The organism is Paenibacillus sp. 19GGS1-52 (assembly GCF_022369515.1).
Taxonomy (GTDB): domain Bacteria; phylum Bacillota; class Bacilli; order Paenibacillales; family Paenibacillaceae; genus Paenibacillus_AQ.
On record NZ_CP059724.1, the window covers coordinates 5148087 to 5172777 of the forward strand.

Annotated in this window: 15 protein-coding genes and 1 other annotated feature; of the genes, 5 read left to right on the forward strand and 10 right to left on the reverse strand. The window is 46.5% G+C overall.

Annotated elements, in window-relative coordinates; all coding sequences use genetic code 11:
• Window positions 1–41 precede the first annotated feature (41 nt).
• Both pheT and pheS read right to left on the reverse strand, forming a co-directional pair.
• Entirely contained in the window at window positions 42–2486 is a 2445-nt protein-coding gene (pheT, locus tag H1230_RS23920; protein WP_239712353.1) for a phenylalanine--tRNA ligase subunit beta, read from the reverse strand.
• Between the two features lie 343 nt (window positions 2487–2829).
• Window positions 2830–3864 (reverse strand): phenylalanine--tRNA ligase subunit alpha, encoded by a 1035-nt coding sequence (pheS, locus tag H1230_RS23925; protein WP_239712354.1) that lies wholly within the window; start codon window positions 3862–3864, stop codon window positions 2830–2832.
• Between the two features lie 61 nt (window positions 3865–3925).
• Window positions 3926–4175: a binding site (T-box leader), on the reverse strand.
• Window positions 4176–4546: 371 nt separating this feature from the next.
• On the opposite strand from pheS, the gene H1230_RS23930 reads away from it, so the two are divergent.
• From H1230_RS23930 to H1230_RS23950, 5 genes are all read left to right on the forward strand, one after another.
• Window positions 4547–7102 carry a hypothetical protein gene (locus H1230_RS23930; RefSeq protein WP_239712355.1) on the forward strand — a complete coding sequence of 852 codons (2556 nt, stop codon included), beginning with the start codon at window positions 4547–4549 and terminating at the stop codon, window positions 7100–7102.
• A 43-nt stretch (window positions 7103–7145) separates the two neighbouring features.
• On the forward strand, window positions 7146–8714 hold the full coding sequence (locus H1230_RS23935) for an efflux RND transporter periplasmic adaptor subunit (RefSeq protein WP_239712356.1): 1569 nt from the start codon (window positions 7146–7148) through the stop codon (window positions 8712–8714).
• A complete protein-coding gene (locus tag H1230_RS23940) occupies window positions 8711–9409 on the forward strand; it encodes an ABC transporter ATP-binding protein (protein ID WP_239712357.1) in 699 nt (232 codons plus the stop codon). Before H1230_RS23935 ends, H1230_RS23940 begins: the two co-directional genes overlap by 4 nt.
• Entirely contained in the window at window positions 9406–10578 is a 1173-nt protein-coding gene (locus H1230_RS23945; RefSeq protein WP_239712358.1) for an ABC transporter permease, read from the forward strand. Before H1230_RS23940 ends, H1230_RS23945 begins: the two co-directional genes overlap by 4 nt.
• 425 nt (window positions 10579–11003) lie before the next feature.
• Entirely contained in the window at window positions 11004–12617 is a 1614-nt protein-coding gene (locus tag H1230_RS23950) for a diguanylate cyclase domain-containing protein (RefSeq protein ID WP_239712359.1), read from the forward strand.
• A gap of 125 nt (window positions 12618–12742) precedes the next feature.
• Here the strand turns inward: H1230_RS23950 and pulA are convergent, their stop codons facing one another.
• From pulA to H1230_RS23990, 8 genes are all read right to left on the reverse strand, one after another.
• Window positions 12743–15127 (reverse strand): type I pullulanase, encoded by a 2385-nt coding sequence (pulA, locus tag H1230_RS23955; protein ID WP_239712360.1) that lies wholly within the window; start codon window positions 15125–15127, stop codon window positions 12743–12745.
• A gap of 501 nt (window positions 15128–15628) precedes the next feature.
• On the reverse strand, window positions 15629–17341 hold the full coding sequence (gene ptsP, locus H1230_RS23960) for a phosphoenolpyruvate--protein phosphotransferase (protein ID WP_239712361.1): 1713 nt from the start codon (window positions 17339–17341) through the stop codon (window positions 15629–15631).
• Window positions 17334–17609 (reverse strand): HPr family phosphocarrier protein, encoded by a 276-nt coding sequence (locus tag H1230_RS23965; protein ID WP_154121430.1) that lies wholly within the window; start codon window positions 17607–17609, stop codon window positions 17334–17336. Before H1230_RS23965 ends, ptsP begins: the two co-directional genes overlap by 8 nt.
• A 97-nt stretch (window positions 17610–17706) precedes the next feature.
• Window positions 17707–19770: a glucose-specific PTS transporter subunit IIBC gene (gene ptsG / locus H1230_RS23970; RefSeq protein WP_239712362.1), complete on the reverse strand. Its 2064-nt coding sequence runs from the start codon at window positions 19768–19770 to the stop codon at window positions 17707–17709.
• Between the two features lie 248 nt (window positions 19771–20018).
• Entirely contained in the window at window positions 20019–20897 is an 879-nt protein-coding gene (glcT, locus tag H1230_RS23975; RefSeq protein WP_275590957.1) for a glucose PTS transporter transcription antiterminator GlcT, read from the reverse strand.
• Window positions 20898–21066: 169 nt separating this feature from the next.
• Window positions 21067–22644 (reverse strand): flotillin lipid rafts scaffold protein FloT, encoded by a 1578-nt coding sequence (locus tag H1230_RS23980; RefSeq protein ID WP_239712364.1) that lies wholly within the window; start codon window positions 22642–22644, stop codon window positions 21067–21069.
• A complete protein-coding gene (locus H1230_RS23985; RefSeq protein ID WP_239712365.1) occupies window positions 22644–23180 on the reverse strand; it encodes an NfeD family membrane protein in 537 nt (178 codons plus the stop codon). The genes H1230_RS23980 and H1230_RS23985 overlap by 1 nt, the downstream gene beginning before the upstream one ends.
• 285 nt (window positions 23181–23465) lie before the next feature.
• On the reverse strand, window positions 23466–24629 hold the full coding sequence (locus H1230_RS23990; RefSeq protein ID WP_239712366.1) for an iron-containing alcohol dehydrogenase: 1164 nt from the start codon (window positions 24627–24629) through the stop codon (window positions 23466–23468).
• Between the last annotated feature and the right edge of the window lie 62 nt (window positions 24630–24691).

Here is a 24691-nt window from a genome sequence, read left to right on the forward strand (position 1 = left end):
CGGTTTCTAAATGGATTCGCTGCGGCTTTACACAATTCCTGCTACTTTCTTAATTCTGCACCAAAAGTTTGCTGAAGTGCAGATATAACCGTGTTATGCACTTCTCCAACCTCTTCGTCAGTCAACGTATGATCACTATGACGGTATAGCAGCGAAATGGCGATACTCTTCTTCCCACTATCCAGCTTGCCGCCAGTATACACATCAAATACCTGAACCGACTGCAGCAGACTTCCTCCACTTTGAGTGATCGAATCCAGCAGTTTCCCCGCCGGTACAGCAGCATCCACAACGACTGCGATATCGCGTTCCATTCCAGGGAAACGTGCAAGCTCACTGTATTGCAGGCGGTTCTGAGCCGCATCATACAGAGGCTGCAAGGCAATCTCTGCAGTATAAGTATCTTCCAGATCAAGCTGACGCTGCAGCTCGGGATGAATCTGTCCCATTGTTCCTATTAATACACGACCTTCCTCCTCAAGCAAATATAAGGAGGCCGAACGTCCCGGATGATAACCCTCTGGGCTGTCGCCTTCATAGATTACTTTGCCAGTAAGACCAAGATGGGCGAATACAGATTCAAGTACACCCTTTAAGTCGAAGAAATCCACTTGTTCAAGCGCAACGTTCCATTGCTTAACCGCACGGCTTCCACTCAGCAGCAGACCAAGTATGGGCAGTTCACGTGGCTGACGGGTTAACTGCTCTTCTTCCGTGAAGAACACATTGCCGATTTCGAACAACGCCAGATCACTTTGCCGGCGGTTCGTATTATAACGGGCAATCTCCAGCAGTTGCGGCAGAACACTCGTACGCAACACACTGCGTTCTTCACTCATCGGCATAGCCAGTTTAACGGCAACCCCACCGTTTGAAAGTGCAGGGAACAGCTTGCTTTGTTCCGGCTGGATGAAGGAGTAACCCATAACCTCTTGGTATCCTCCGTGCGACAACAAACGGCGCAGTTCGCGGCGCAGCACCTGCGGACGTGTGAGCGCTCCTGGCGTTGTTGGTCCCTCAATAAGAGTTGTCGGGATATTATCATATCCATACAGGCGAGCAATTTCTTCGATGAGATCAACATCATAGCTGATATCTCCGCGTCTGGTAGGCACCTGCACTTCCACCAGACCCTCTCCTGCATCACCGCATTTGAAATGAAGGCGACTGAACAATACCTTCACTTCCAGCAAAGACAGCTCTGTTCCCAGGTATCGGTTAAGCTTATCCAGTGATAAGGTAATAACCTTCTCCTTCACAGCGTCTGTTCCCGCTTGCACAATTCCTGCATGCACAGAGCCGCTCGCATAGCGGGCAATAAGCGCAGCAGCACGGTTCAGTGCTGCAATAACCGTATGGGGATCTACTTCCTTCTCGAAGCGCAAGGAAGCTTCAGAGCGAAGTCCCAACTGACGCGATGCCTTGCGAACCGTTCCTCCATCAAATCTGGCAGACTCCAGCACGATATTCACGGTATCACTCGTAACTTCTGTAGCCAAGCCGCCCATGACACCGGCCAAAGCCACAGCTTTCACTCCATCAGCGATTACCAACATCTGTGGTGCAAGCTTCCGCTCCTGACCATCTAGTGTAGTCAGAACTTCACCTGCGCGTGCAAGACGAACGCCAAGCACACCGCCCTCAACTTTATCTGCATCAAAGGCATGCATCGGCTGTCCATATTCGAGCATAACGTAATTAGTGATATCCACGATATTATTAATAGGACGAACACCCGCAGCCATCAAGCGATTCTGCATCCACAGCGGAGAAGCCGCAGACTTAACACCAGAAATATAACGCACTGCATAATGACCGCAGTATTCTTCATTCTCTATTGTAACGGAAATGGAATCAGCAGCAGCTTTGCTTACTTCAACTATTTCTGTCTCAGGCTTTGGCAGTGTAAGGTCGCGGGCGAGAATGGCGCTTACCTCATAGGCCGCACCGATCATGCTCAGACAATCAGAACGGTTCGGCGTAAGATCGAATTCCAGTACTTCATCGTTCAAATCCAGCACCTTCGTAATATCCAGGCCAATTTCTGTTCCCTCAGGAAGGACAAGAATGCCTTCTTGCAGTTCTTTAGGCAGCAGCTTATCATTCAATCCTAATTCTTTAGCTGAACAGATCATTCCTTGCGACAGCACACCACGCAGCTTCGCCTTTTTGATATCCAGACCTGGCAGCTTGGCGCCCACAATAGCTACAGGAACCACTTGTCCAGCTTCGACATTCTTGGCACCGCAGACGATTTGCAGATCCTCACCTTGGCCTACGTCAACGATGCAGATATTCAGCTTATCTGCATCCGGATGTTTTTCCTTCGATTTCACATAACCGGTTACGATGCCGGAAAGACCTTTGTTACGGCGTTCCACACCATCAATCTCGATGCCGGCTGTAGTAATCTTCTCGGCCAGCTCCTCAGCGGTTACTCCTTCTAATGATATATAATCAGCCAACCATCTGGTTGATACTTTCATGTCCGCACTTCCTTTATGTTTCAGATGTATTTATCTACTTGCCGGTTGAGTCTAACTGTCGGGTAGGAGTACAATGACTTTCGTCAACCAACTTCTACTTAATTAAAAGACTGTTATTATTCTCCCTACAAGGAATGTTTGGACTTCCGGCCGCTGTTGTCCCCAGATTTATTTTGATTTTACCGCAAAGCGGATTAAATCCGGGGACAAAGGCGGTCGCTATCGCTCCTACAGTTCCAAAATTCCTCTCCGGTCCTTTTAACAGTTTGAACTAAGAGCAATCGGCAACCAAATTGCCTCTTATACTCCCAAACCCTGACAGCCTTACACACCCACCAAAAATCTAAACGCCCTTGAACTGCTTCACGAAACTCATGTCGTTACTATAGAAATGGCGAATGTCGTCTATGCCATATTTAAGCATCGCGATCCGCTCAACGCCCATTCCGAATGCGAAGCCGCTGAACTCGGCAGGATCATATCCGCCCATTTCCAGCACATTGGGATGCACCATGCCGGCGCCGAGGATTTCCAGCCAACCGCTTTGCTTACACAGCCTGCAGCCGTCACCGCCGCATTTAAAGCAGCTTACATCTACTTCAACGCTTGGTTCGGTGAACGGGAAAAAGCTGGGACGAAGACGAATGCCTGTATTGGCTCCGAACATCTCCTTGACGAATTGAAGCAGAGTTCCCTTCAGATCACTCATCCGAATATTGCGGCCGATGACCAATCCTTCAATTTGATGAAACTGGAAGGAGTGGGTAGCATCGTCATCATCACGTCGGAACACTTTACCCGGACAGATGATTTTGACTGGTGCTTCCCCATTCATCGCCTGCATGGTACGAATCTGTACAGGGGAAGTTTGGGTGCGCATGAGCAGATCTTCCGTCAAATAAAAGGAATCCTGCATATCACGGGCTGGATGGTTTTTGGGCAGATTTAGTGCTTCAAAGTTATAATAATCCGTCTCCACCTCAGGACCTTCAGCGACTCGATAGCCCATGCCGATAAAGATGTCCTCGATTTCTTGCACGACTCTGGTGAGGGGATGAATCCCCCCTTGCTGCAATTGGCGGCCAGGCAATGTAACATCCACTTTCTCAGCCTGCAAGCGGTTTAAGGTCTCCTCTTGTTGAAAAACCTCCTGCTTCGCGCCAATAATCTCCTCAATCGCACTTCGCACCAGATTCGCAACTTGTCCAATAACCGGACGTTCCTCCGCACTAAGACTTCCCATCCCACGCAAAACCTCTGTTAGCTCACCTTTTTTGCCTAGGTATTTCACTCGTAGATCATTCAATATCTGCGGATCTGTAACCTCCTGCAACTTAGCCAACGCTTCATTCTTCAATGCTTCCAATTTTTCTTTCATGGCTGTGTACAGCCCCCTTATAATCATTGTCTGGTTCAACAAAAAAAGGCCTTTCCTCCCGGTAAGGGACGAAAAGACCGTGGTACCACCCTTGTTAGACAGGCAACATAAGACCCATCTTACTTTACACAGGAATAACGGTCTGCGGCCGATCTCCCCTACTCTTCCACAACAAGAAAAATTGAGCGGAATTTAAGGGAACTGCTCCGGAGTGAAATTCTGCAGCTCTGTTTCGTAGAAACGCTCTCAATCATTGGCGTTTCCTCCCTGTAAGACAGGCACTGCGTACTCTTCTCCATCACTGCATTTTGTAGTTTATTCTAAAAATATAAGAATTTATATGCTTCACACGACAACTTATCCTTATATTTCTCGAAGAAACGGATGCCGCCTCTTTCAGAGGGCGGCAAAGCCGTTTCATCTTGTGTTCAAGCATCTCCTTGGCTTAAGGAGATATGTCTATTCATTATATGCAAAAACCATCGTTTTGACAAGAGAAGCAAATTTGAGCAAATCTTTATCTTTCTTTAAGCTTCCTTTAAGGTTCAAAGCCATTTATTGGAGAAATCTTCAGCAAACTTTCAGCCAGATTTGATATTTTTCCTTTCTAAGAGGGCCTGACTATCCAAGCCCCATAAGGAAGTTTCGGATAGTAAAGGTTTTTATACAGGGAGGGAAATTCATGCATAAACGAAGAAAGACGTATGCCCTAGTTCTGCTAAGCGCCGCGGTTCTTAGCCAAACTGTATCATACGGAGCATATGCAGCAACCACGGGCACTTCGGCCGTCAAAGCAGCAACGACAGCAACAGTATTCACTCTGGACAAATTAGGCTCTATTTCACTTAAGAGCAACGTTAGCACTAAGCTGACCGATGTGAGTCTGTTTGCACAGGATAGCGGCAACATACTTACATACACACTCACCTATTACAACGGCAATAGCAGCAGTGTAAATCTGATTGACTTCTTCTCCAAAGTGACTACAACAGGCGGTACTGTCATTCAGGGAAGTCCCATTACGGCCAGTGCAGCCATCAAGACAATATCCGCTAATAGCAGCCAGTCTGTGACCTATTACGTAAATGTCGGCAAAGCTACCAAAATAAACGGAGTGAAGATTTCTTTATACGGCTGGGATTTCAGCAGTGCAGATTATCAAAAAAGACTAGGAACCTTTACAGTGCCATCCACTTATTCATCCGCCGTCGCCAGAGGACAGAGTAAGAAGGTAACCCTCAGCAATCTGCCCATAACCACCAAAGCAGAAAGTCTGCAGATCTATAAATATAACGGCAAAGCATATGCCAAAATAGGCGTCAGTCTCGCAAATCTCGGTACCAAAGTACTTAGCGATACCGGACTTAAAGGATATCTAGCCTCCTCTGGGGGTTCTGTATTTGAACTGACTCTTGACGATTCTAGCAGCGGTTACAAAATACAGCCGCAAGAGAAAAAGACCCTTTATTACTTAACAGAAATCCCCTCCTATATGAAGACCGATAATATGGCATTGCTGTTTGCCCAAGAAGACACCACTTTAAAAATAGATCTTCCTGTCGTTTCCTATAAGCTGCCTGCAGCGGCTACTCCAAACCTCTCTGTAGCAGCCAATGCGATTAAGAAGCTTACAATCAACAGCAATACGGTTGAGACACAGCTAAAGAGCGCTAAAGTATATTCAGAAGATGATACCGCCAAGTGGACACTGCAATTCCGAGTGAAAAATAGCGGCAATAAAGCGGTGACTCTGCCTGCCTACGAATTTGTAGTCAAAGCCGTTGAAGGCTACAGCTTTCCGGTAGATACTACGGATTTTGCCAGCCTGACGCTAAAACCTCTTGAAGAAAAAACTATCATACTGAACGTCGATATTCCCTTAAAGCTGAACCAGGGCACACTGCAATTACAAATGACTGAGCCAGCGGTCACAGACAAGATTATTTTCCCAACGGCCTATTACCAGATCCCTTATTCCCTGCAAACCAACAATTCACTTGCTACGGAATACAGCGTAGAGAACAGCCATGGAACGTTCGGAGTAACCCTGGATTCTATTCAGAGACTGCCTTGGTCGGATGAAGATCAGGTGGTAGCCAAGATCAGCGTCCGCAACACGAAATCTACTTCCGTACAGCTTCCGACTCTTACAGGTGTCATTAAGGCTGGAGACAGCGACTTCAGCAGCACCACTCAGGTCGTAACCACAAGTACACAGACCATTCTGGGTCCGAATGAAACGACTGACTTATATGTTAAAGCCAACCTTCCTTATGCCTATAATTATCAGCAGTTGAAGATTATACTGCAGGAAACTGCCAACAACGTAACCACGAACTTCCTTTCGCTCAACACGACACAGCTGGATAATAACATCGAATCCTTAGCTGTAGGCAGTACCTTCCATATCGACATTACAGGCAAAAAAGCTGCGGTGCTGGAACGTCGAACAACCGTATATAGCGGCAGCAGCTCCAACCTGATGTACACTGAGCTGGAAATGAACAATGAAGAGTCACGCAAGTCAGATCAGGCACAGCTTGTTGCTTATTACAAAACACCAGACAATCAATATTACGAAGCAGAAGTCAGTCAGTCGACAACTGCTACCAGTCCGAACGGTAAAAATCTAGTAACCATCTGGAGCAAACTCCCGCTTAATGTGGATACCTCCCAACTGGTACTTTATATTGGCGAAGGCATAGCTGACGGAAAACTGACTGCTCTTGGCGGCACATCGACTGGTTATATCAACACGGTGGGATTATCACTTAATAAAACATCGGTAACTCCGCTTGCCAGTCTGCTAAGTCTGGAACTGTTCCCTTACAGCCTCGCCGTTACTGGTATTACTGGCACTCTAAATGAAGGTAAGGATACATTAAATATGGTTATGACCTATAACCTGTCCAAGACTGGTATCTACGAAGCAGGCACTTACGAACATAAGCTTGTGATGGAGGTAGTTGACCCTTATGGACAATCTCTTGAGAAGACTTTAACAATGGGCACCGACCTAACGGTAGGCAATTTCAAATCCTATGCAACAACGTTTAACAGTAATCTTTACAAGACGTTAACCGGAGGGAATATCCGCGTCAATATTTACGACGAGTTCCAGGGTGAGCGAATTCTGCTGGGTACTCAAAACTATAACCTCACTTACGAGGCTACGCCAAAGTCGGCAACTACAGAGAATACAGATACCACTACTGATACTGACACCAGCACCAACTAAGTGTTATATGCCAAGAAATCTGATAGATATGTGGAGGATAGAAATGAAGAAGAAAAAAGTGTTGCTCTGGACGATTGGGGTAGTGGCTGTAGTGACGGCTGGACTGCTGGTGTATACGTTTCTTCCCGATAAAAATAGTCAGGCTGCTGAAGTACCCGTTAATACAGCTACAGTTACGAAAGGTGATATTGTTGTCAGTGTATCCGGAGCCGGAGCCGTAACGGCTACCGAGACTAGCAAAGTTAAAACGAAGGATTCCGGAAAAGTAGCAGAGGTTCTTGTTGAACAAGGAGATGTCGTCAAGAAAGGTCAGACTCTGATCACCTTCGAAGGCGATGATCTAAGCGACAATCTTACCCAAGAGAAAACCTCCCTTCAATCGCTTCAGTCTGATCTTGAAGATAAGCAGGAGTCATACAAGAAGCTGGCACAGGCCGGAGCTTCAGAGGATGATCTATCTACAGCTAAACGTTCGATTGAAAAAGCAAAAACAGACATCACTACCCAAATCGAAAAAATAGCCTCTGTAGAGGAAGATATGGTCCCTCCCGATGCGCTGACCGCTCCGATCGACGGAACTATAACTGTAGTTAATATCGCTAGTGGTGAACAAGCCATGGATGGCTCTGAGCTGATCGACATTACCGATTACGCCAACCTGAGCGTCATTGTGCAAGTAGATGAATTGGACATTCCTACTGTTAAGGAAGGTATGCCAGCCACCATTACATTGGATGCCCTCCCAGATAATGAATTTAAGGGAACTGTCACGGATATTGCTGAGGAAGGTGTAACCACAAACGGTGTGTCCCTATTCGATGTTACAGTGGGCTTAACAACATCTGAAAGTGCCCGTGTAGGGATGTCCGCTGAAGTTTCCATCACAACAGCAGAGAAAAAGGATGTATTACTCGTACCTATTGAAGCTGTTCAGGAAAGAAACGGCACACATACTGTAGCCATACCAGTAGCAGCCGGAACAGCTACCGGAACAACTGGAGCCCCAGGTGCTGCAACCGATGAGGGCCAGGCACCTATGCCTAGCGGCGCTCCTGGTGCTGCTGAAGGCGGGGTTATGCCTAGTGGTGCGCCAGGTGCTGCTGGCGGCGCGATGTCTGGCGGAACAGGTACCGGCGGTACTGGTAGTGGAACGGGTTATGGTGGGACACGCACACGCGGTAGCGGTACTGGTAGTGGGACGGGTTATGGCGGAACACGCACGCGAGGTACTGGCGGCGTTATGCCTAGCGGTGCACCTGGTGCTGCTGGCGGAACAGCTTCTTCCACAGGCAATAAGGACCAATGGGCAGGGGGCAGCAGCGCTCAGTCAGGAGGAACACGTGGCACTGCTAATCAGCAGATGGTTACTGTAGAAGTGGGCATTCATGATGAGAGCAGCATTGAAATTGTCAGCGGACTTAGTGAAGGGGACGAAGTCATTATTCCTACCGTAATCTCTACTAACACTGGTACAGCAGCCACTGAAGTACAAACCCCAGGAGGCATGGGCGGATTTGGCGGTACTGGTGGCGGGTTTAGCGGCGGTACTGGTGGTGGCTTTAGTGGAGGTACCGGAGGTGGCGGTGGTTTTAGCGGAGGTGGCGGTAGATGAGTGCTTCAGAACCGCTTATCCAAGTTAACAACATGACCCACGGTTACAAAATGGCTGGTGAGACAATGACGGTACTGAAGGATTTGAGCTTTACGATTGATTTTGGCGAATTTGTAGCCATCATTGGCCCTTCAGGTTCCGGTAAATCCACGCTGATGAACATGCTCGGCTGTCTGGATATTTCCGATGAAGGAAGTTATCTTCTGGACGGACAGGAGGTCCGAAAGTTATCCGACAATAAGCTCGCGGCGATCCGCAATGAGAAGATCGGCTTTATCTTCCAAAGCTTTAACCTGCTGCCCAAGCTATCTGCTGCTGAGAATGTGGAACTGCCGCTTATCTATCGCGGTCTTTCCCACCGGGAACGAAAACAGCTGGCACATGAAGCTCTAGTTAAAGTAGGTCTGGAGGATAGAATGCACCATCGGCCTTCTGAGCTTTCGGGTGGTCAGCAGCAGCGCGTGGCAATAGCACGGGCGATGGCGGGTTCTCCCCCTATTCTGCTTGCTGATGAACCCACCGGAGCGCTCGACACGCGGACCGGACAAGAAGTCATGCAAATGATTCAAGAATTGAACAAACAGGGTCACACCATCATCTTGATTACACATGACCTAGAAATTGCCAACCAAGCGAAACGTATTATTCGTATACAGGACGGCAACCTCGTTGAGGATCGGAGGAATGCTAGGTGAAATTGTATCAAAGTATGAGGATGGCGTTAAAGAGCATCAGCAGTAGTAAAGTAAGAGCTTTTCTAACGATGCTGGGTATTATTATCGGTGTGTCGTCTGTCATCATACTCGTTTCTGTAGGCCAGGGTACTACTTCACAGATCACAGAGCAGTTAAACGGACTCGGTACGAATCAGCTAACCGTGAACATTACGGGTCGTGGAGCAACAACCTCGCTTACCTATAAGGAGGCATTGGCGCTCGGGGATATTGAAGGTGTCGAGAATGTCGCGCCTGTGATCACCGGCAACGTTACAGCCAAGCATAATACTGATAATGTAAGTGTCTCTGTCGAGGGAATTACTCCCTCGTATGAAGATGTTAAGGATTTTCACGTGCAGGCTGGACGCTTTTTGCTCGATATTGATACAGAATATCGACAAAAAGTTGCTCTGATCGGCTCGAGCACAGCGGAAGATTTGTTCGGTACCGATAGTCCTGTAGGTCAAAAGGTTCAATTGAACGGAATTAGCTATAAAATAGTCGGTCTGCTGGAAACGAAGGGCTCCAGTCTTAATAGTTCCAACGACGATAAGATTCTGATTCCTATCTCCACAGCGGAACGCCAACTGCAGAGCAAAGGAGTTCGCTCCATCACGGTTGCTACAACGACTGCGGACACTGTAACGACAGTCAAGGATAAGTTGGAAAGCTTGCTGAATGTCAAATTCAATAATGCGGATAACGCCTTTACTGTATTTGACTCTCAGGAAATGCTGGAAACAGTGAATTCCACTACGGATACACTTTCTATGGCATTGGCTGGTATCGCCGGTATTTCCTTGTTCGTTGGCGGCATCGGAATCATGAATATCATGATTGTATCCGTCAATGAAAGAACCCGAGAAATCGGTATCCGCAAAGCCATAGGCGCCAAAAAATTCGATATTCTGGCCCAGTTCATGATCGAGTCCATCGTGCTCAGCGGCTTGGGTGGATTCATCGGAGTCGGGATTGGCGTTGGCGGCAGTTGGCTACTTGGAAAGTACTCTCCACTTACGGTATCCATTGCCTGGGACATGGTACTTATCTCTTTCATTTTTTCCTTGTTAATCGGTGTGATCTTCGGTATGATGCCGGCTAACAAAGCCGCACGGTTACGTCCAATTCATGCCTTGCGCAACGAATAAACCTCACCTAAATAAGCAGCAAAATCTAGCAATACTCCAAAAAACTGTCCCTGTCATCTTTATGACTGTGGACAGTTTTTTTATATCTTAGAGTGTATCGTTTGCGATAAGTCTGGGTAATAAGACTCAAGGGTTTGAATATGATAGAGGCAATAGTACATACATAGTTCTTTGTAATTACATCAAAATATCCATATTTACCATATTAAAGTATTTATTGTTCATCCTTCTACGATATCATTATTATTATATGTCAGGTAATTGCTCTATATATGGGACGTCCTATATACTTGATAATAAGAAGCCACGGACTCACATATGAATGATGTATTCTCCCTTGCCTTCTCACAGATAGATTGCTTCCGAATGCTCATAGTAACGGTGCGATAAGATTGTCATAAGTCTTATGCGGGGAGAGGATAACAGTGACTGGTTTCGCAGAGGTCAAAATAACACGCAGATTAATCCTTTTGTTCGCTGCTATCTCAATTTTGCTGGTTGGCATCAGCGTTGCCTCCTTATTGTACCTGAACTATACGATCAATAAATTATCTGAATCCTTATATGATGATGTATTCCAGAACTCTGAGCTCATCCTAAACGCCGATCGTGATCTTTATCAAGCTGCGGTTGCACTTCATACCGCAATGAATCCAAACACTACAGAAGCAGAACTAAAAGAGCTGGCACAGCTATTTGATGATAATAATACCCAGATTGAGGAACGCGTGAATACAGCCAAATATAATATCAATGCTATCGAGAAACCCTATAATGTAATGACCCAGGGTGAACTTCAACTCACTGAGCTTAAACAGGAGCTTTCTTCCTTCGAAGCCTCCTTCGGGAAATGGAAGGATACGGGTAGCACGCTGATTTCCAGTCGATCTCAAGAGGGTTGGGACCCGGCCTCATTCTCCGCGGTTCTCACCAATACACAGCTGAATGACATCCGTAGCAGACTGGATAAATCCGAAGATTTGATCGACAGCTATGCACAAGAAGTAACAACCGTATTTCATGATAAAAAAAGCTCGCTTTTTGCGCTATACTCCCTGCTCTTGTTTCTGCTGATTCTGGTAATTATTTATCTGGGTCGTAAAATTATTGCGCTCCAAGGTGAAATGCAGGAAGAGCAAACACTGTACCAGCTGATCGGTGAGACGATGTCCGACTATATTATATTAACTGACCCTAATGGACTGATTATATATGCCTCCCCTTCACACTTGAGCATTCTCGGGTATATCCCCAAAAAAGGGGAACCGCTCTCAAATTACATCCGTGAGCCAGAGATTTCCTGGGCTAAATTGAAGAGTGTAGTTCAAGGAACACCACGTGAGTCCGAGCTGCGCATGCGTGGGGCTGAGGGGCATTGGGTATGGCTTGAAACCAAAGTAACGCCGATTACGGGCAGTCGTTCGCTCGCAGCGCAATTTATGCTCGTTTCTCGTGAAATTACACAACGGAAACAGTACGAAGAGCGGCTGCATAAGCTAGCCTTTTATGATCATTTGACCGCAATCCCCAATCGAGCCCATTTCAAAATGTATATGGAGAATCTCATTTCCCAGCCAGAGGAACATCAGCAGGAAATTGCCTTGGCGTTGCTTGATTGTGACAGGTTCAAGCAGCTAAACGATACACTGGGACATCTGGCTGGAGACGAATTCCTGCAGATTCTCTCACGCGAACTGCAACAGACAGTCAAAGGGGCAGGACAAGCATTTCGAATTGGTGGTGACGAGTTTGCAGTCGTCATTCACCGTTTCAACAATCCAGACCTTCTGGATGAAGTCCTGAGCCGTCTGCTGCAGCTCTTCAGCAAATCATGGCCCATTAACAATGGTTCCAGCTTTCTTACTTCAGCAAGTATTGGTGTGGCTCTGTACCCTCAACATGGCCGCAGTATTAATGAACTGCTGCGTGCCGCTGATTTGGCTATGTACCGTTCCAAAAAAAACGGTGGCAATGAAGCTAATCTTTATGATAAACGTATGGATGAAGAAGTTTCCGACCAGACCATTGAGCAAAATTAAGCCTTTTATAAAACAACAACAAGTGTTTTAGCAACTATTCATCCATTCAAGTCTTGTTCCATAGAAAAGGGGATGCACAGCAGCCATTTACCATGGTTGTTGGACATCCCCCTATTTATTCCTACTTAACTAGTTAACTTCAGATCATCATCCGCCGCTTCATTACTTTTCTGTTCGCGGTCCCGGATCAGTACTTTGATAACTTCTTCATCACTGGAACAATCGATAAAATGGTCTCCGTTTCCATCTTTCTCTTCCCAATCATTCAAGCGTAATATATAACCAATAGAAGACGTATCCGGCTGGACTTCAATGCGTGCTATCGCGCGTCCATTCTCCATTTGTCGAAAATCGCTTTGTCCATCCTGAATACCCGTTCCCCAGACCCAAAGATTCCAGCCCCGGTAATCGCCATCTGGACGTTCATACTGAATCTCAATGACTTTGGCTCGAGGACCTGGCTCACCGCAAGCATCATAGAGTACCATCATCGACAGACCTTCAAGCTGTACCAAGTTGCCCTCTACCTTACGAATTGTTTCTGTGCCTGCTCCGGTATGGTCCACTACTACATTCCAACTCTCAGACACATCGGGAAGCGGCATGGATATCTGTTCATTATTAGCGTTAAATATCACTACTATGTTATTCCATAGGTCACTACCGGCATTATTGCGGAGTATATAAGACACAATACCTCCCTCACAGCGAAGAAACTCCAGGGAACGCTCAATTTCTTGTCGACCGTGCAAGCGGAATGCCGGATGATTGCGCCGCAGCTCAATCAGACCTTGATAGTATTTGAACACAGGCATAAATATACTCTTGTTGTCCCAACGTATGGCGTTGATGGCATCACTGCTGCGGTAGCTGTTATGATCCCCATATTTAGTGCGCAGGAGCTCGTCTCCGGCTTGCAGAAAAGGAATGCCTTGTGAGGTTAATATAATTCCGTTAGCCAATAGGGAACGCCGCACCGTTTCATTCCCCAGAATGTCTTGCATATCGATGCTTACATAAGGAAAAGCCTGCGCAACGGCTTCTTCTACGCTCCCGCCATTCTTCAACCTGCCATTCTCCATATCAGGCAAATTAGCTTCCTGACGCAATCCCTGCGTAGTAAGCAGCTTATCCCAGAGATTCAAATTGTCATGGGCGCTCACATAATTGACAGATTCCACAGGTGATTCGCTGAAATCATGAATGGCTCCCTTAATCCCTGCAGCAACAGCACCTTCTTTATCATACTCGCCAGTAACGAAACCTCTTCCCCAACCGTCACTATCTCCTTTGATCGCAGAACGGAAGTTATCATTAAAGACTGCATAACCTTTACCACGCTGCACACCCTTTAGAGTCTTGGTCATCAGCGGAGAATCTCCCCCCGTCCAAGGTTCTCCATAAAGAAGCAGGTTAGGATTCACTTCCAAACGCAGCTCTTCGGTAATCTCACGCATGGTAATACTGTCCATCAGACCCATGAGATCAAAGCGGAAACCATCGATGTGATACTCCGAGGCCCAATAGGATAAAGATTCCTTGATATATTTACGTACCATTGGACGTTCTGTGGCAATCTCGTTGCCCACGCCTGAGCCGTTAGACAAACGTCCAGTAAAGTCATGGCGGTAGAAATAGTCCGGAACTAGAGGATCAAAAGGCCCTTTCTCAACCGAATACGTATGGTTATATACAACATCCATAATCACGGAAATACCATGACTGTGCAAAGCCTGCACCATTTCCTTAAATTCACGGATTCGCACTCCCGGATCGGCAGGATTAGTACTATAAGAGCCTTCCGGCACATTATAATGCTGTGGGTCATAGCCCCAGTTGTACTCTGTAAAATACGCGGCCGTAGCATTCTCATCACTATTTCCCAATTCATCTATTGTCTGAAAATCGAATACCGGCAATAAATGAACATGAGTAATTCCTAGCTGCACTAAATGATCAATACCCAATGAGCCACCTACTGGATCACTTAATCCGGATTCGGTAAAAGCCTTGAATTTGCCCTTATAAAGCATTCCTGAACTCTCATCGGCCGAGAAATCACGTACATGCAGTTCATAAATCACAGCATCAGAAGGGTGTCTCAAGGGAGGAGAACTATCCTCTTCCCATTGCTGAGGATCGGTATCCCGCAAATCTACAATCGCCGTCCGAACGCCGTTGGCCGATACCGCAATTGCATACGGATCAGCTGCTTCAACTAACTTTCCATTGGCGAATACAGCACGGTACATATAATATTTCCCTTTTAAATCGCCTGCCAGCTTTACCCGCCACACTCCGCCATTCTCAAGTTGCATATTTACGATACGTCCGCTGTCTTTGATTCCGGCAGCATCGTTACCGCCAGTTTCATACAACACTAGCGATACTGTCAGGGCTGTAGGCGCCCAGACTTTGAATACACAATAGTTCTTTGAGTATGTCAAGCCTAGATCCTTACCCTCATATGTCTCAATCACGGATTCTACATTTATATAATTGCTGCTCATTAGATTCACCATCCTATTGCTTCCTGCTGAAACTACCAGGTTGCTTTTACGTCCATATATTCCCAATCTATATAAAATAAATACTCACACAGCTCTGCAGGTCAAGTAGCTGTAGTACGTTCACTCTCTTATTCATACTATAATATGTAACAGTATGTTCACAGGTTTGGGTTCCATATGCTCTTTTTGTTACCGACTTATTAATACTATCGGTATTTCTCCTTACTTACATAAGCTTGTAATTTGAAAGCAACTATTCTAAGTATAGTATACCTCTCTCCTTCAAAGCTAGACCAGTGAAGATTTATGGAACATTACGTCACAAAAAAAAGCGACTTCGCCGTCCTTTATGGACGGCACCCGTGTCTTCGAGAAATATAAGGATCAGTTATCGTGTGAAACATATAAATTCTTAAATCAAAAAAAACCAGCCCCCGAAAGGAAGCCGGCCATAGTAGTTGGAAAAGTGTAATACAAAACGGATTAATGCCTGAGAAAAAATTAATTGCCGATGCTCTGCACAAGCACCGCAACTTCCTCAGCAGTGCCCAATTGCAGTGCTTTGGCGGCCAATTCCTTCATATCTGCAGCAGACAATTTGGAGATTTGGCTGCGCGCAGGCAGGATTGAAGTCGCGCTCATGCTGAATTCATCAAGACCAAGTCCCAGAAGCAACGGAATAGCTGTTGTGTCTCCAGCCATTTCGCCACACATTCCTGTCCACTTGCCTTCCGCATGTGCTGCGTCTATAACCATTTTGACCAAACGCAGGATAGCCGGATTGTACGGCTGATACAGGTAAGATACCTGTTCATTCATACGGTCAGCAGCCATCGTATACTGGATAAGGTCATTTGTACCGATACTGAAGAAATCAACTTCCTTGGCAAACTGGTCGGCAAGAACAGCAGTGGATGGTATCTCGACCATTATGCCCAGTTGAATGTTGTCCGAAACTTCAATACCTTCTTCTTTCAGCTTAGCTTTTTCTTCCAGCAGCAAATCACGTGCAGCCCGGAACTCGCTAAGCACAGCGATCATCGGGAACATAATACGAAGGTCTCCGTGAACACTCGCTCTAAGCAGGGCCCGCAGCTGTGTGCGGAAGATGTCCTGACGATCCAGACACAAACGTATAGCGCGGAATCCTAAGAAAGGGTTCATTTCCTTCGGCAGCTCAAGATAAGGCAGCTCTTTGTCACCACCGATATCAAGAGTACGCACAACTACGGGTTTGCCCTTCATATTCTCCAGCACGGTACGATAAGCATTGTACTGAATTTCTTCGGAAGGCAACTTGTCGCGGCCCATGTACAGAAATTCTGTACGATACAGACCCACACCTTCCCCGCCATTTTCAATAACACCATTTACATCGTTAGGTGTACCAATATTGGCAGCCAGCTCAACATGTTTGCCATCAGCCGAAACTGTCGGCTCATCGCGTAGTTTCTTCCACTCTGCGATCTGCAAGTCATAGGCCTTTTGTTTGCTGATGTATTCTGCGACTTCTGCTTCGCTAGGATTGATCAGAACATCTCCGTTAAGACCGTCCACGATAACCAGATCACCGGTTTTTACTTTGGATAGAACATCCTTAGTCCCTACAACCGCTGGAATCTCCAGAGAGCGGGCCATAATAGCGGAATGGGATGTACGTCCACCGATATTCGTTGTGAAACCTTTAACGAATTTGCGGTTTAACTGCGCCGTATCGGATGGAGTCAGATCCTGAGCAATGACAATAACCTCTTCATTAATTTCAGCAGGGCTAACATAATGGATGCCCAGCAGGTGGTTCAACACCCGTTTGGTTACGTCCCGCATATCAGCAGCGCGTTCCTGAAGATATGTGCTTTTCATATTTTCGAACATTTCAATAAATTGAGTGGCTATTACATTTAATGCATAGTCCGCGTTAACCGATTCCTCACGGATTTTGTCAGTTACGGGGCTGATCAGTTCAGGGTCTTCGAGTATGAGCAGATGAGATTCAAAAATCTCTGCCTTCTTCTCTCCGAGCTCTGCCAAAGTACGCTCTTTAATGACTTGCAACTCGGTTTTTGATTTGGCGAGGGCATCATTCAGTTTAGCGACTTCTGCTTCTGTATCACTGATAGCAGTCTTCGTAATCGTATAATCCGGGTGTTCCAGGATAAAGGCACGAGCTACGGCAATCCCTGCTGAAGCCGCGATTCCTGAAATTTTACTCATGAAGCTCTCCCAGCCCTTCTTTGATCATGATTTCTTGAAGTGCCTTCATCGCTTCCGCTTCTTCAGTGCCTTCAGTAATCAAAGACAAGGTATCGCCAGCTTCAAGACCGAGGGACAATACGCCGAGAATGGATTTCAAGGTTACTTTTTTGCCTTTAGCTTCGGCATAAGCCTCAGTATCCTTAAATTTTGTAGCTGTATTTACCAGCGCTGTTGCCGGGCGTGCATGAATTCCGTCTTCGTCGATAATTCTGAATGTTGTTTGCATAATATTATCCAACTCACTTTCTATAGATGGGATGTTTTATAGTGATAAATGATGCGCTCCCCCCAATTATAAAGGAAGCGCAACTCCATTGCACATTTTACTGAATGGTGATGATATCCTTGTCACCGATTGCTACTTTGCCCGGTTTCTTCAGGGTTACAGTAGAACCTTCTGGCAGATTGGAGAAAATGACCGGAGACATTACAGAAGGCGCATGTGCCTTCACGTACTCCAGATCAACCTCCATAATTGCCTGGCCTGCTGCTACAAGGTCACCCTCTTCAACAAGAATAGTAAACCCTTGACCTTTTAGCTTAACAGTGTTCACACCGATATGAACAAGCACTTCCTTGCCTCCATCGGACATGATGCCAATAGCGTGCTTACTTGGGAATACATTAAAGATTTTACCATAGACCGGCGAAGCAATCTTACCGTCATCTGACAGGAAGGCGAAACCATCACCCGTCATTTTTTGCGAGAATACTTGGTCTGGAACCAAGGTTATATCCATCAACTCGCCGTTTACTGGAGAAACGATATCTTCCGGAATGATCGCGGCAGCTTCTTCGCCAGCCTTCTTCTCCAAATCAGGCTGCGGAGCGATCGTTACTGGAGCGGATACCGGTGTCTTGCCATTCATAACATCCTGTATTTGTGATTTGATCGTATCGGATCGTGTACCGAAGATGGCTTGTACATTATTTCCGACTTCAAGCACGCCGGATGCACCAAGCTTCTTCAGACGGCTCTTATCTACGCCAGCCTTATCCTTAACTTCAACACGAAGACGGGTAATACAAGCATCTAGATGGGTGATGTTCTCCTTGCCACCCAGAGCGGACAGAATGTTGCGCGGCAGATCGTAACCTGCAGTAGAAATTGCTTCAGCGTTAACTTCACCATCATCTTCAGTCTCATCTTCACGACCTGGAGTTCTCAGGTTGAACTTGCGAATAACATAACGGAAGCCGAAGTAGTAAATCACTGCAAGGACAAGACCTACCGGTATGACAAGCCACCAATGTGTACGGTTCGGAATAACGCCGAAAAGTACAAAGTCAATGAACCCACCGGAGAAGGTCATCCCGATCTTAACATTTAGAATTTGCATAGTCATAAATGACAAACCTGCAAACACGGCATGCACAGCGAACAGCAGAGGAGCTACGAACAAGAATGAGAATTCCAGCGGCTCAGTGATCCCTGTCAGGAATGAGGTCAATGCTGCCGAAACCATCAAACTGCCGACAACCCTTTTGTTCTCAGGTCTGGCTTCATGATAGATAGCCAGCGCTGCTGCCGGAAGACCGAACATCATGAACGGGTATTTACCTGTAGTAAATGTACCCGCTGTAAATGGCACACCGTCACGAAGCTGTTGCATAAAGATACGTTGGTCACCACGGACCAGATCGCCTGCTTTGTCGACATAACTTCCGAATTCATACCAGAATGGTGAATAGAAGATATGATGCAGACCGAATGGAATCAGGGAGCGTTCAATGATCCCAAAGATAAAAGCGGAAAGTGTCAGATTCGTATCGATCATGCTTTGGGATACATAGTTCAGACCGTGTTGAATCGGCGGCCAAATCAATGTCAGAGCAAGACCGAGTACCAGGGAAGTTACAGCAGTCATAATCGGTACAAAACGTTTACCTGCGAAGAAGCCCAAATAGGACGGCAGCTCAATTCGGAAGAAACGTTTGTACATGGCTGCAGCCAAGATCCCGACTAATATACCGCCGAAAACACCGGTCTGCAGAGTAGGGATACCCAGTACACTGGAATATGCAAAGTCCCCTTGACTAAGTACATATGCATTGACGCCTACAACCGTACCCATCGTAACGTTCATTACGAGGAAACCGATGATGGCTGCCAGCCCAGCAACGCCCTCTCCGCCGGCCAGCCCAATGGCTACCCCTACGGCGAACAATAGCGACAAATTATTAAATACGATTTGTCCCGAGTTCATTAATACATTGGCAATAGCCTGAACAACATTGTTCTCTAGAACTGGTACATATTGAAGGAAATCTTGGTTAACGAGCATGTTACCTATTCCGAGCAGCAAACCTGCCGCAGGCAGGATGGCAACCGGAAGCATTAGCGCCTTACCAACTCTTTGCAAAACGCCGAACATCTTCTTAAACATTGAGGTCACTTCCTTAATCATATTATTCAATTTCTGCAAAACAGAAGCCAAAAAAGGCATGAGCAATACAGTATACACTGGTGTTGTCTAACTCTAAGTTAGATTACCCCGAGATGGGGCACAACAACCAAAATACTGTAAATCACTCATGCCTGATCGTATCAGTTACACGTTGGTATTCTGTTTTATTAATAACAGGGATCATTGTAGCACCGATTATTTGAAGTTGCAATACCTTTGTAGAATGTTTATTGTGTGCCACCACTTGTTCCTAGATCAACTTCATCCTCTTTCTTCTGGGCAAGTCGCTGGAGGTGAATGGTCAGATAACTTACCTCTGCCGGATACACTGGCATATGTACCCGTTGTTCGATAACCTTCGTCAATTTCCAGGCCAACATGTACATTTCGGGATATTCACGTTTCATGAGGCCGTCCAGGGAGGAGGTCTCTCGTACGGTCTCTCCTCGGCGCAGCCTCTCCAGAACGAACCGCAAATGGGTAACCAGCCGCGAATAATCAAGCGATTCGCGTGGGACATGATATTCCAGATTATTCTCAACTAATCCAACAAGATCTCCAATCAGCAAGGAATGCTGCTTCACCTCAGAGATATGTCTATTGCTGATTGCGCTGACAATATGCAGCGCTACAAAACCAATCTCATCCGCAGGCAAATTCACATCCATAGTCTCATTAATGCGTCGGATCGCAAATTCCGCCATATTATATTCATCAGGATATATCTCCTTCGTCTCATAGAGAAAAGGATTATGGATATCAATATGTTGCCCATGGCGCCGAATCGCAAATGCAATATGATCAGTGAGTGCAATGTGGATATGTTCATTCAACTGTTGATTGCTATTTTGCATAATATAAAGAATGATTTCCTGAACAACCTCTATCAATTTCTCATCCACCTGGGGAACGAGCTGCTTATATTGCTCCTGCTCTTCCTGACTGCGGAGAATAAACATCTTCTCCACGGAGGATAGGTTTATACGATCGCGCGTTTTGCGGTTAAAGCCTATGCCCTTACCGATAACTACTACTTCTGCATATTGGGGATGTTCAGCAATAATAACATTGTTATTCAATACCTTGGCCACTGTTATGCTGCTCACATTTGACACCTCTTTTATTTCTGAATACCCGACTTCCGGCAGTAGCCCGAATTAATGAAGCGGCACGAGTAGATTATACATGTGCTAATGCCATAACTTCAAGGAGTCTGTTAAAAAGAGGGCAGCAATAATAACCAAATCGTATCCTTGTCTACTGTACTTCCTTAAGTTACTCTCCAAGCCCTTCCAGTGGGCGGCTCGAAGCTTGTGTCGGCACAACTGGTGTTGACAACGAATTCGCTAGTGCAGCTGGCACAGCAAGAGCTGCGCTGCCTGCCAGCACTCCTGAAGATTTATGTGTCAGACTCCGGATCAGTTCCTCCACATCAATGCCGGATACGCTTTTCAGCATTTCAGGTGCGGTTGACATCAGTTCAGTCACATAGTTACTTACCCGAGCTGCGCCTGCACCATTTCCAGTATCAACAACAGTCAATTTATCAATAGAAGCTAGTGGTTTGGCAATCTGACCGGCCAGTTCAGGCAGCATTTTTAAGATAATATCCAGAATCGCAGCTTCACCAAATTTCTGGAACGCCTCAGCCAGCTTTTCCTTAGCCTCGGCTTCTGCTGATCCACGCAAACGGATAACCTCGGCATCTGCCGTACCTTTAGCTAACTCAGCATCAGCTGCAGCCTGACCCTCCAGACGTTTCTGTGCCGACGTTGCTTTTGCCTGCGTCTCAATACTGTACTGAAGCGCGTCTGCCTCGCGCATTCTCTTCGACTTATCAGCTTCTGCTGCCTGCTCTACTGCGTAACGGTCAGCCTCAGACTTCTTTTTCACCTCAGCGTCATATTGCTTCTCGCGAATCAAGATTTCTTTGTCCTGCAAATCGATTTCCCGCATCTTACGAACCAGTTCCACCTTCATTTGCTCCTCGACAACGGTTTGCTTGCCGCGTGCTTCCTGAATAAAATAAGCCTGATCCGCTTCCGCCTTGGCTGTATCCTGATCTCTCTTAAAGGCAGCAACCTTTAACTGATTCTCCTTGGAGGCTTCGGCAATGTTCGTATCGCGCAACAGCTCTGCCTTCTGGCCCTCCTCTTCCGCCGCAGCCTTCTGAATCCGCGAATCACGTACTGCCTGCGCTTCGGCAATTTCTGCATCCCGTTTCACTGCCGCAATACGCGGCTTGCCCAGCGCTTCAAGATAACCATGCTTGTCACGAATATCCTTGATCGTAAAAGAAACAATCTGCAAGCCCATTTTTTTGAGATCCCGTGCCGCTACTCCCTGTACCTCTTGTGCGAATCGGTCACGATTACTATAAACTTCCTCTACGGTCATCGTACCCAGAATAGCTCTGAGATGTCCCTCCAATACTTCCTGCGCCGAGCTCTTTAGAGATTCGATAGGCTTACCCATAAATTGTTCCGCCGCCGTAGCTATATCCTCTGTAGAACTGCCTACTTTGATAATAGCGACACCATCAGCGAGAACGGGAACGCCCTGCTCGGTATATACCTCTGGCGTTGTGATTTCCAGTTTGTGTGATAGCAGCGACATAAATTCCGCTTTCTGAAATATGGGTAAAATAAAAGTCCCACCGCCGCGTACAATTTTGATTTTCCGACCCGATCCGTCATCTGAAAGATGATTTTTGCCTAAAAAAGCGCCTGTAACAATCATTCCTTCATCCGGTCCTACGGTTTTGAAGCGGGCCCAGAAGGCCAACCCCAACACAAACAGCACAGCAACTACTACTGCAGGAATAAACATATAATCAGGTATGCCAAAATACATCAAAAATCCTCTCCCCTTCTATCTTCGAATTCAGTTACAAGAGCAACGCCTTCACGCACTTCCACTACAACAACCTTCATCCCGACTGGGATGGAGTGGTGCTCGAAGCTTGCCGCCGTATGGAGACTATTGGCTGCGCCGAACTTCACCATAATCTCGCCATAGCCCTTTGCGGGAATAGGGACCGTAATTTCCCCAATCTTCCCGGGCAGGTCCCGCATGGAGAAGCCATTAGACACCTCGCTTTTGTCCATCGTCTTCACAACTCCAAGGTAGAGGAGCACCCCTATAAAGACGGCGCTCAGCAGGGCAAGGGCCATGATTGGTACGGTATCCAGCCTACTGTAGCGTGTAAGTAGAATACCTACTCCGCCAAATACGGTCACTCCCCCCGCCAGAACAGTGGAATTGAGGAAATCAAAGGACAGCAGATCAAAGATCCCACCCAGTGCATTTCCGATCAGATCCCCCACCAAAACGCTGACAATGGCAAAAATGACGCCCAGCGCCAAGCAGCCCAAATACAGCGTTAGCATAAATTTCTCCTCCTGTCTTAATTCCGGACTGTCATACTACTGTAAACGTATCGAATGCGTCCCTGGTTTCACAATCTTTGGGTTTTCTTCCATAGAATATTTTGGGAATTAAAATAACCGCTAACCCAGGCCACTACGGATCAAAAACGAAAACGAGCCAGACTCCAATAATCGGGAGACTGGCTCGTTTTTAGCTTTAAACAGCTCTGAAGTGCAAATGGCTGTCTCATACGTGACAAATACTTCTTTTGGGACAGCACTCCTTAATCCTTCAGTTCCTATGTTTTACAAAGCCAGTTTGTAAATTTCTACAACATCTTCGCGCTCAAGCTTGCGGAAATTACCGAACGGTCCGAAACGAACCGCTTTGTCGGCCATATTCCCAATCTCGCTATCATCAATATCGTAATCCCCTAAGACCTTGGGCGCACCAATGGAGTCCCAGAAACTGCGCAGAGCTTCAATGCCTTCAAGGCCGATCGCTTCATCAGTTTTGCCGGCAGAATCAATACCGAACACATTTACCGCAAGCTGGCGGAAACGGGCTGGGTTCGTGCTGATGTTATATTTCATCCACTGCGGGAACAGGATAGCCAAACCTCCACCATGCGGAATATCGTATACGGCCGATACTGCATGCTCAATATTGTGGGTAGCCCAATCTCCGGCAAAACCCATACTGACCATGCCATTAAGCGCCATCGTACCACAATACATGATTGTCTCGCGCAATTCGTAATTATTCAGATCTTCGATCAGCTTTGGCGCAGTCTCGATAACCGTGCGCAGCAATGTCTCACAGAAACCGTCCTGTACCGTAGTATTGCCATCGGTATGGAAGTAATGCTCCAGAACATGCGACATGATATCCACCATTCCATAGACAGTCTGATCACGTGGCAACGAGAAGGTATTCTCGGGATCTAGGATAGAGAATGCCGGGAACGCATGAACGCTTCCCCAGCCCATTTTTTCCTGAGTCACTTCATTCGTAATTACAGAGCCATTGTTCATTTCAGAGCCGGTAGCCGCCATTGTCAGCACAGTACCCAGTGGCAGCGCACCCTGTGGAGCCGCCTTGCGCTCTACAAAGTCCCACATGTCGCCATCGTATTTCGCACCTACCGCAACTGCCTTGGCACAATCCAGCACACTTCCGCCGCCAACGGCAAGAATAAGGTCGATATTATGCTCATGGCATAATTCTACTCCAGTATGTACTGTCGACAGTCGAGGATTCGGTTCTACTCCGGCCAGTTCGGTAACTACTGCACCAATGGCATTTAATTGAGCCATTACTTTATCGTACAAGCCACTGCGTTTGATACTGCCGCCGCCATACATCAGAAGTACATTTTTTCCGAATTTCGGTACTTCAATCTTCAAGGCTTCGAGCGTACCTTGTCCGAATATCAGCTTAGTAGGATTATAAAATTCAAATTTACGCATATGTGCAGCCTCCGTTAAATCATTAATGTGATGCCTTTCATATTATAGACTTCTAGTTTGCA

Excerpts from the sequence above, each read along its gene's own strand:
- pulA (WP_239712360.1), bottom strand. The coding sequence starts at position 15,127 with ATGAGCAGCAATTATATAAATGTAGAATCCGTGATTGAGACATATGAG.
- pheS (WP_239712354.1), bottom strand. The coding sequence starts at position 3,864 with ATGAAAGAAAAATTGGAAGCATTGAAGAATGAAGCGTTGGCTAAGTTG.
- H1230_RS23980 (WP_239712364.1), bottom strand. The coding sequence starts at position 22,644 with ATGTATTTTGGCATACCTGATTATATGTTTATTCCTGCAGTAGTAGTT.
- pheT (WP_239712353.1), bottom strand. The coding sequence starts at position 2,486 with ATGAAAGTATCAACCAGATGGTTGGCTGATTATATATCATTAGAAGGA.
- H1230_RS23935 (WP_239712356.1), top strand. The coding sequence starts at position 7,146 with ATGAAGAAGAAAAAAGTGTTGCTCTGGACGATTGGGGTAGTGGCTGTA.
- H1230_RS23965 (WP_154121430.1), bottom strand. The coding sequence starts at position 17,609 with ATGCAAACAACATTCAGAATTATCGACGAAGACGGAATTCATGCACGC.
- H1230_RS23985 (WP_239712365.1), bottom strand. The coding sequence starts at position 23,180 with ATGCTAACGCTGTATTTGGGCTGCTTGGCGCTGGGCGTCATTTTTGCC.
- ptsG (WP_239712362.1), bottom strand. The coding sequence starts at position 19,770 with ATGTTTAAGAAGATGTTCGGCGTTTTGCAAAGAGTTGGTAAGGCGCTA.
- H1230_RS23930 (WP_239712355.1), top strand. The coding sequence starts at position 4,547 with ATGCATAAACGAAGAAAGACGTATGCCCTAGTTCTGCTAAGCGCCGCG.
- H1230_RS23990 (WP_239712366.1), bottom strand. The coding sequence starts at position 24,629 with ATGCGTAAATTTGAATTTTATAATCCTACTAAGCTGATATTCGGACAA.
- H1230_RS23940 (WP_239712357.1), top strand. The coding sequence starts at position 8,711 with ATGAGTGCTTCAGAACCGCTTATCCAAGTTAACAACATGACCCACGGT.
- ptsP (WP_239712361.1), bottom strand. The coding sequence starts at position 17,341 with ATGAGTAAAATTTCAGGAATCGCGGCTTCAGCAGGGATTGCCGTAGCT.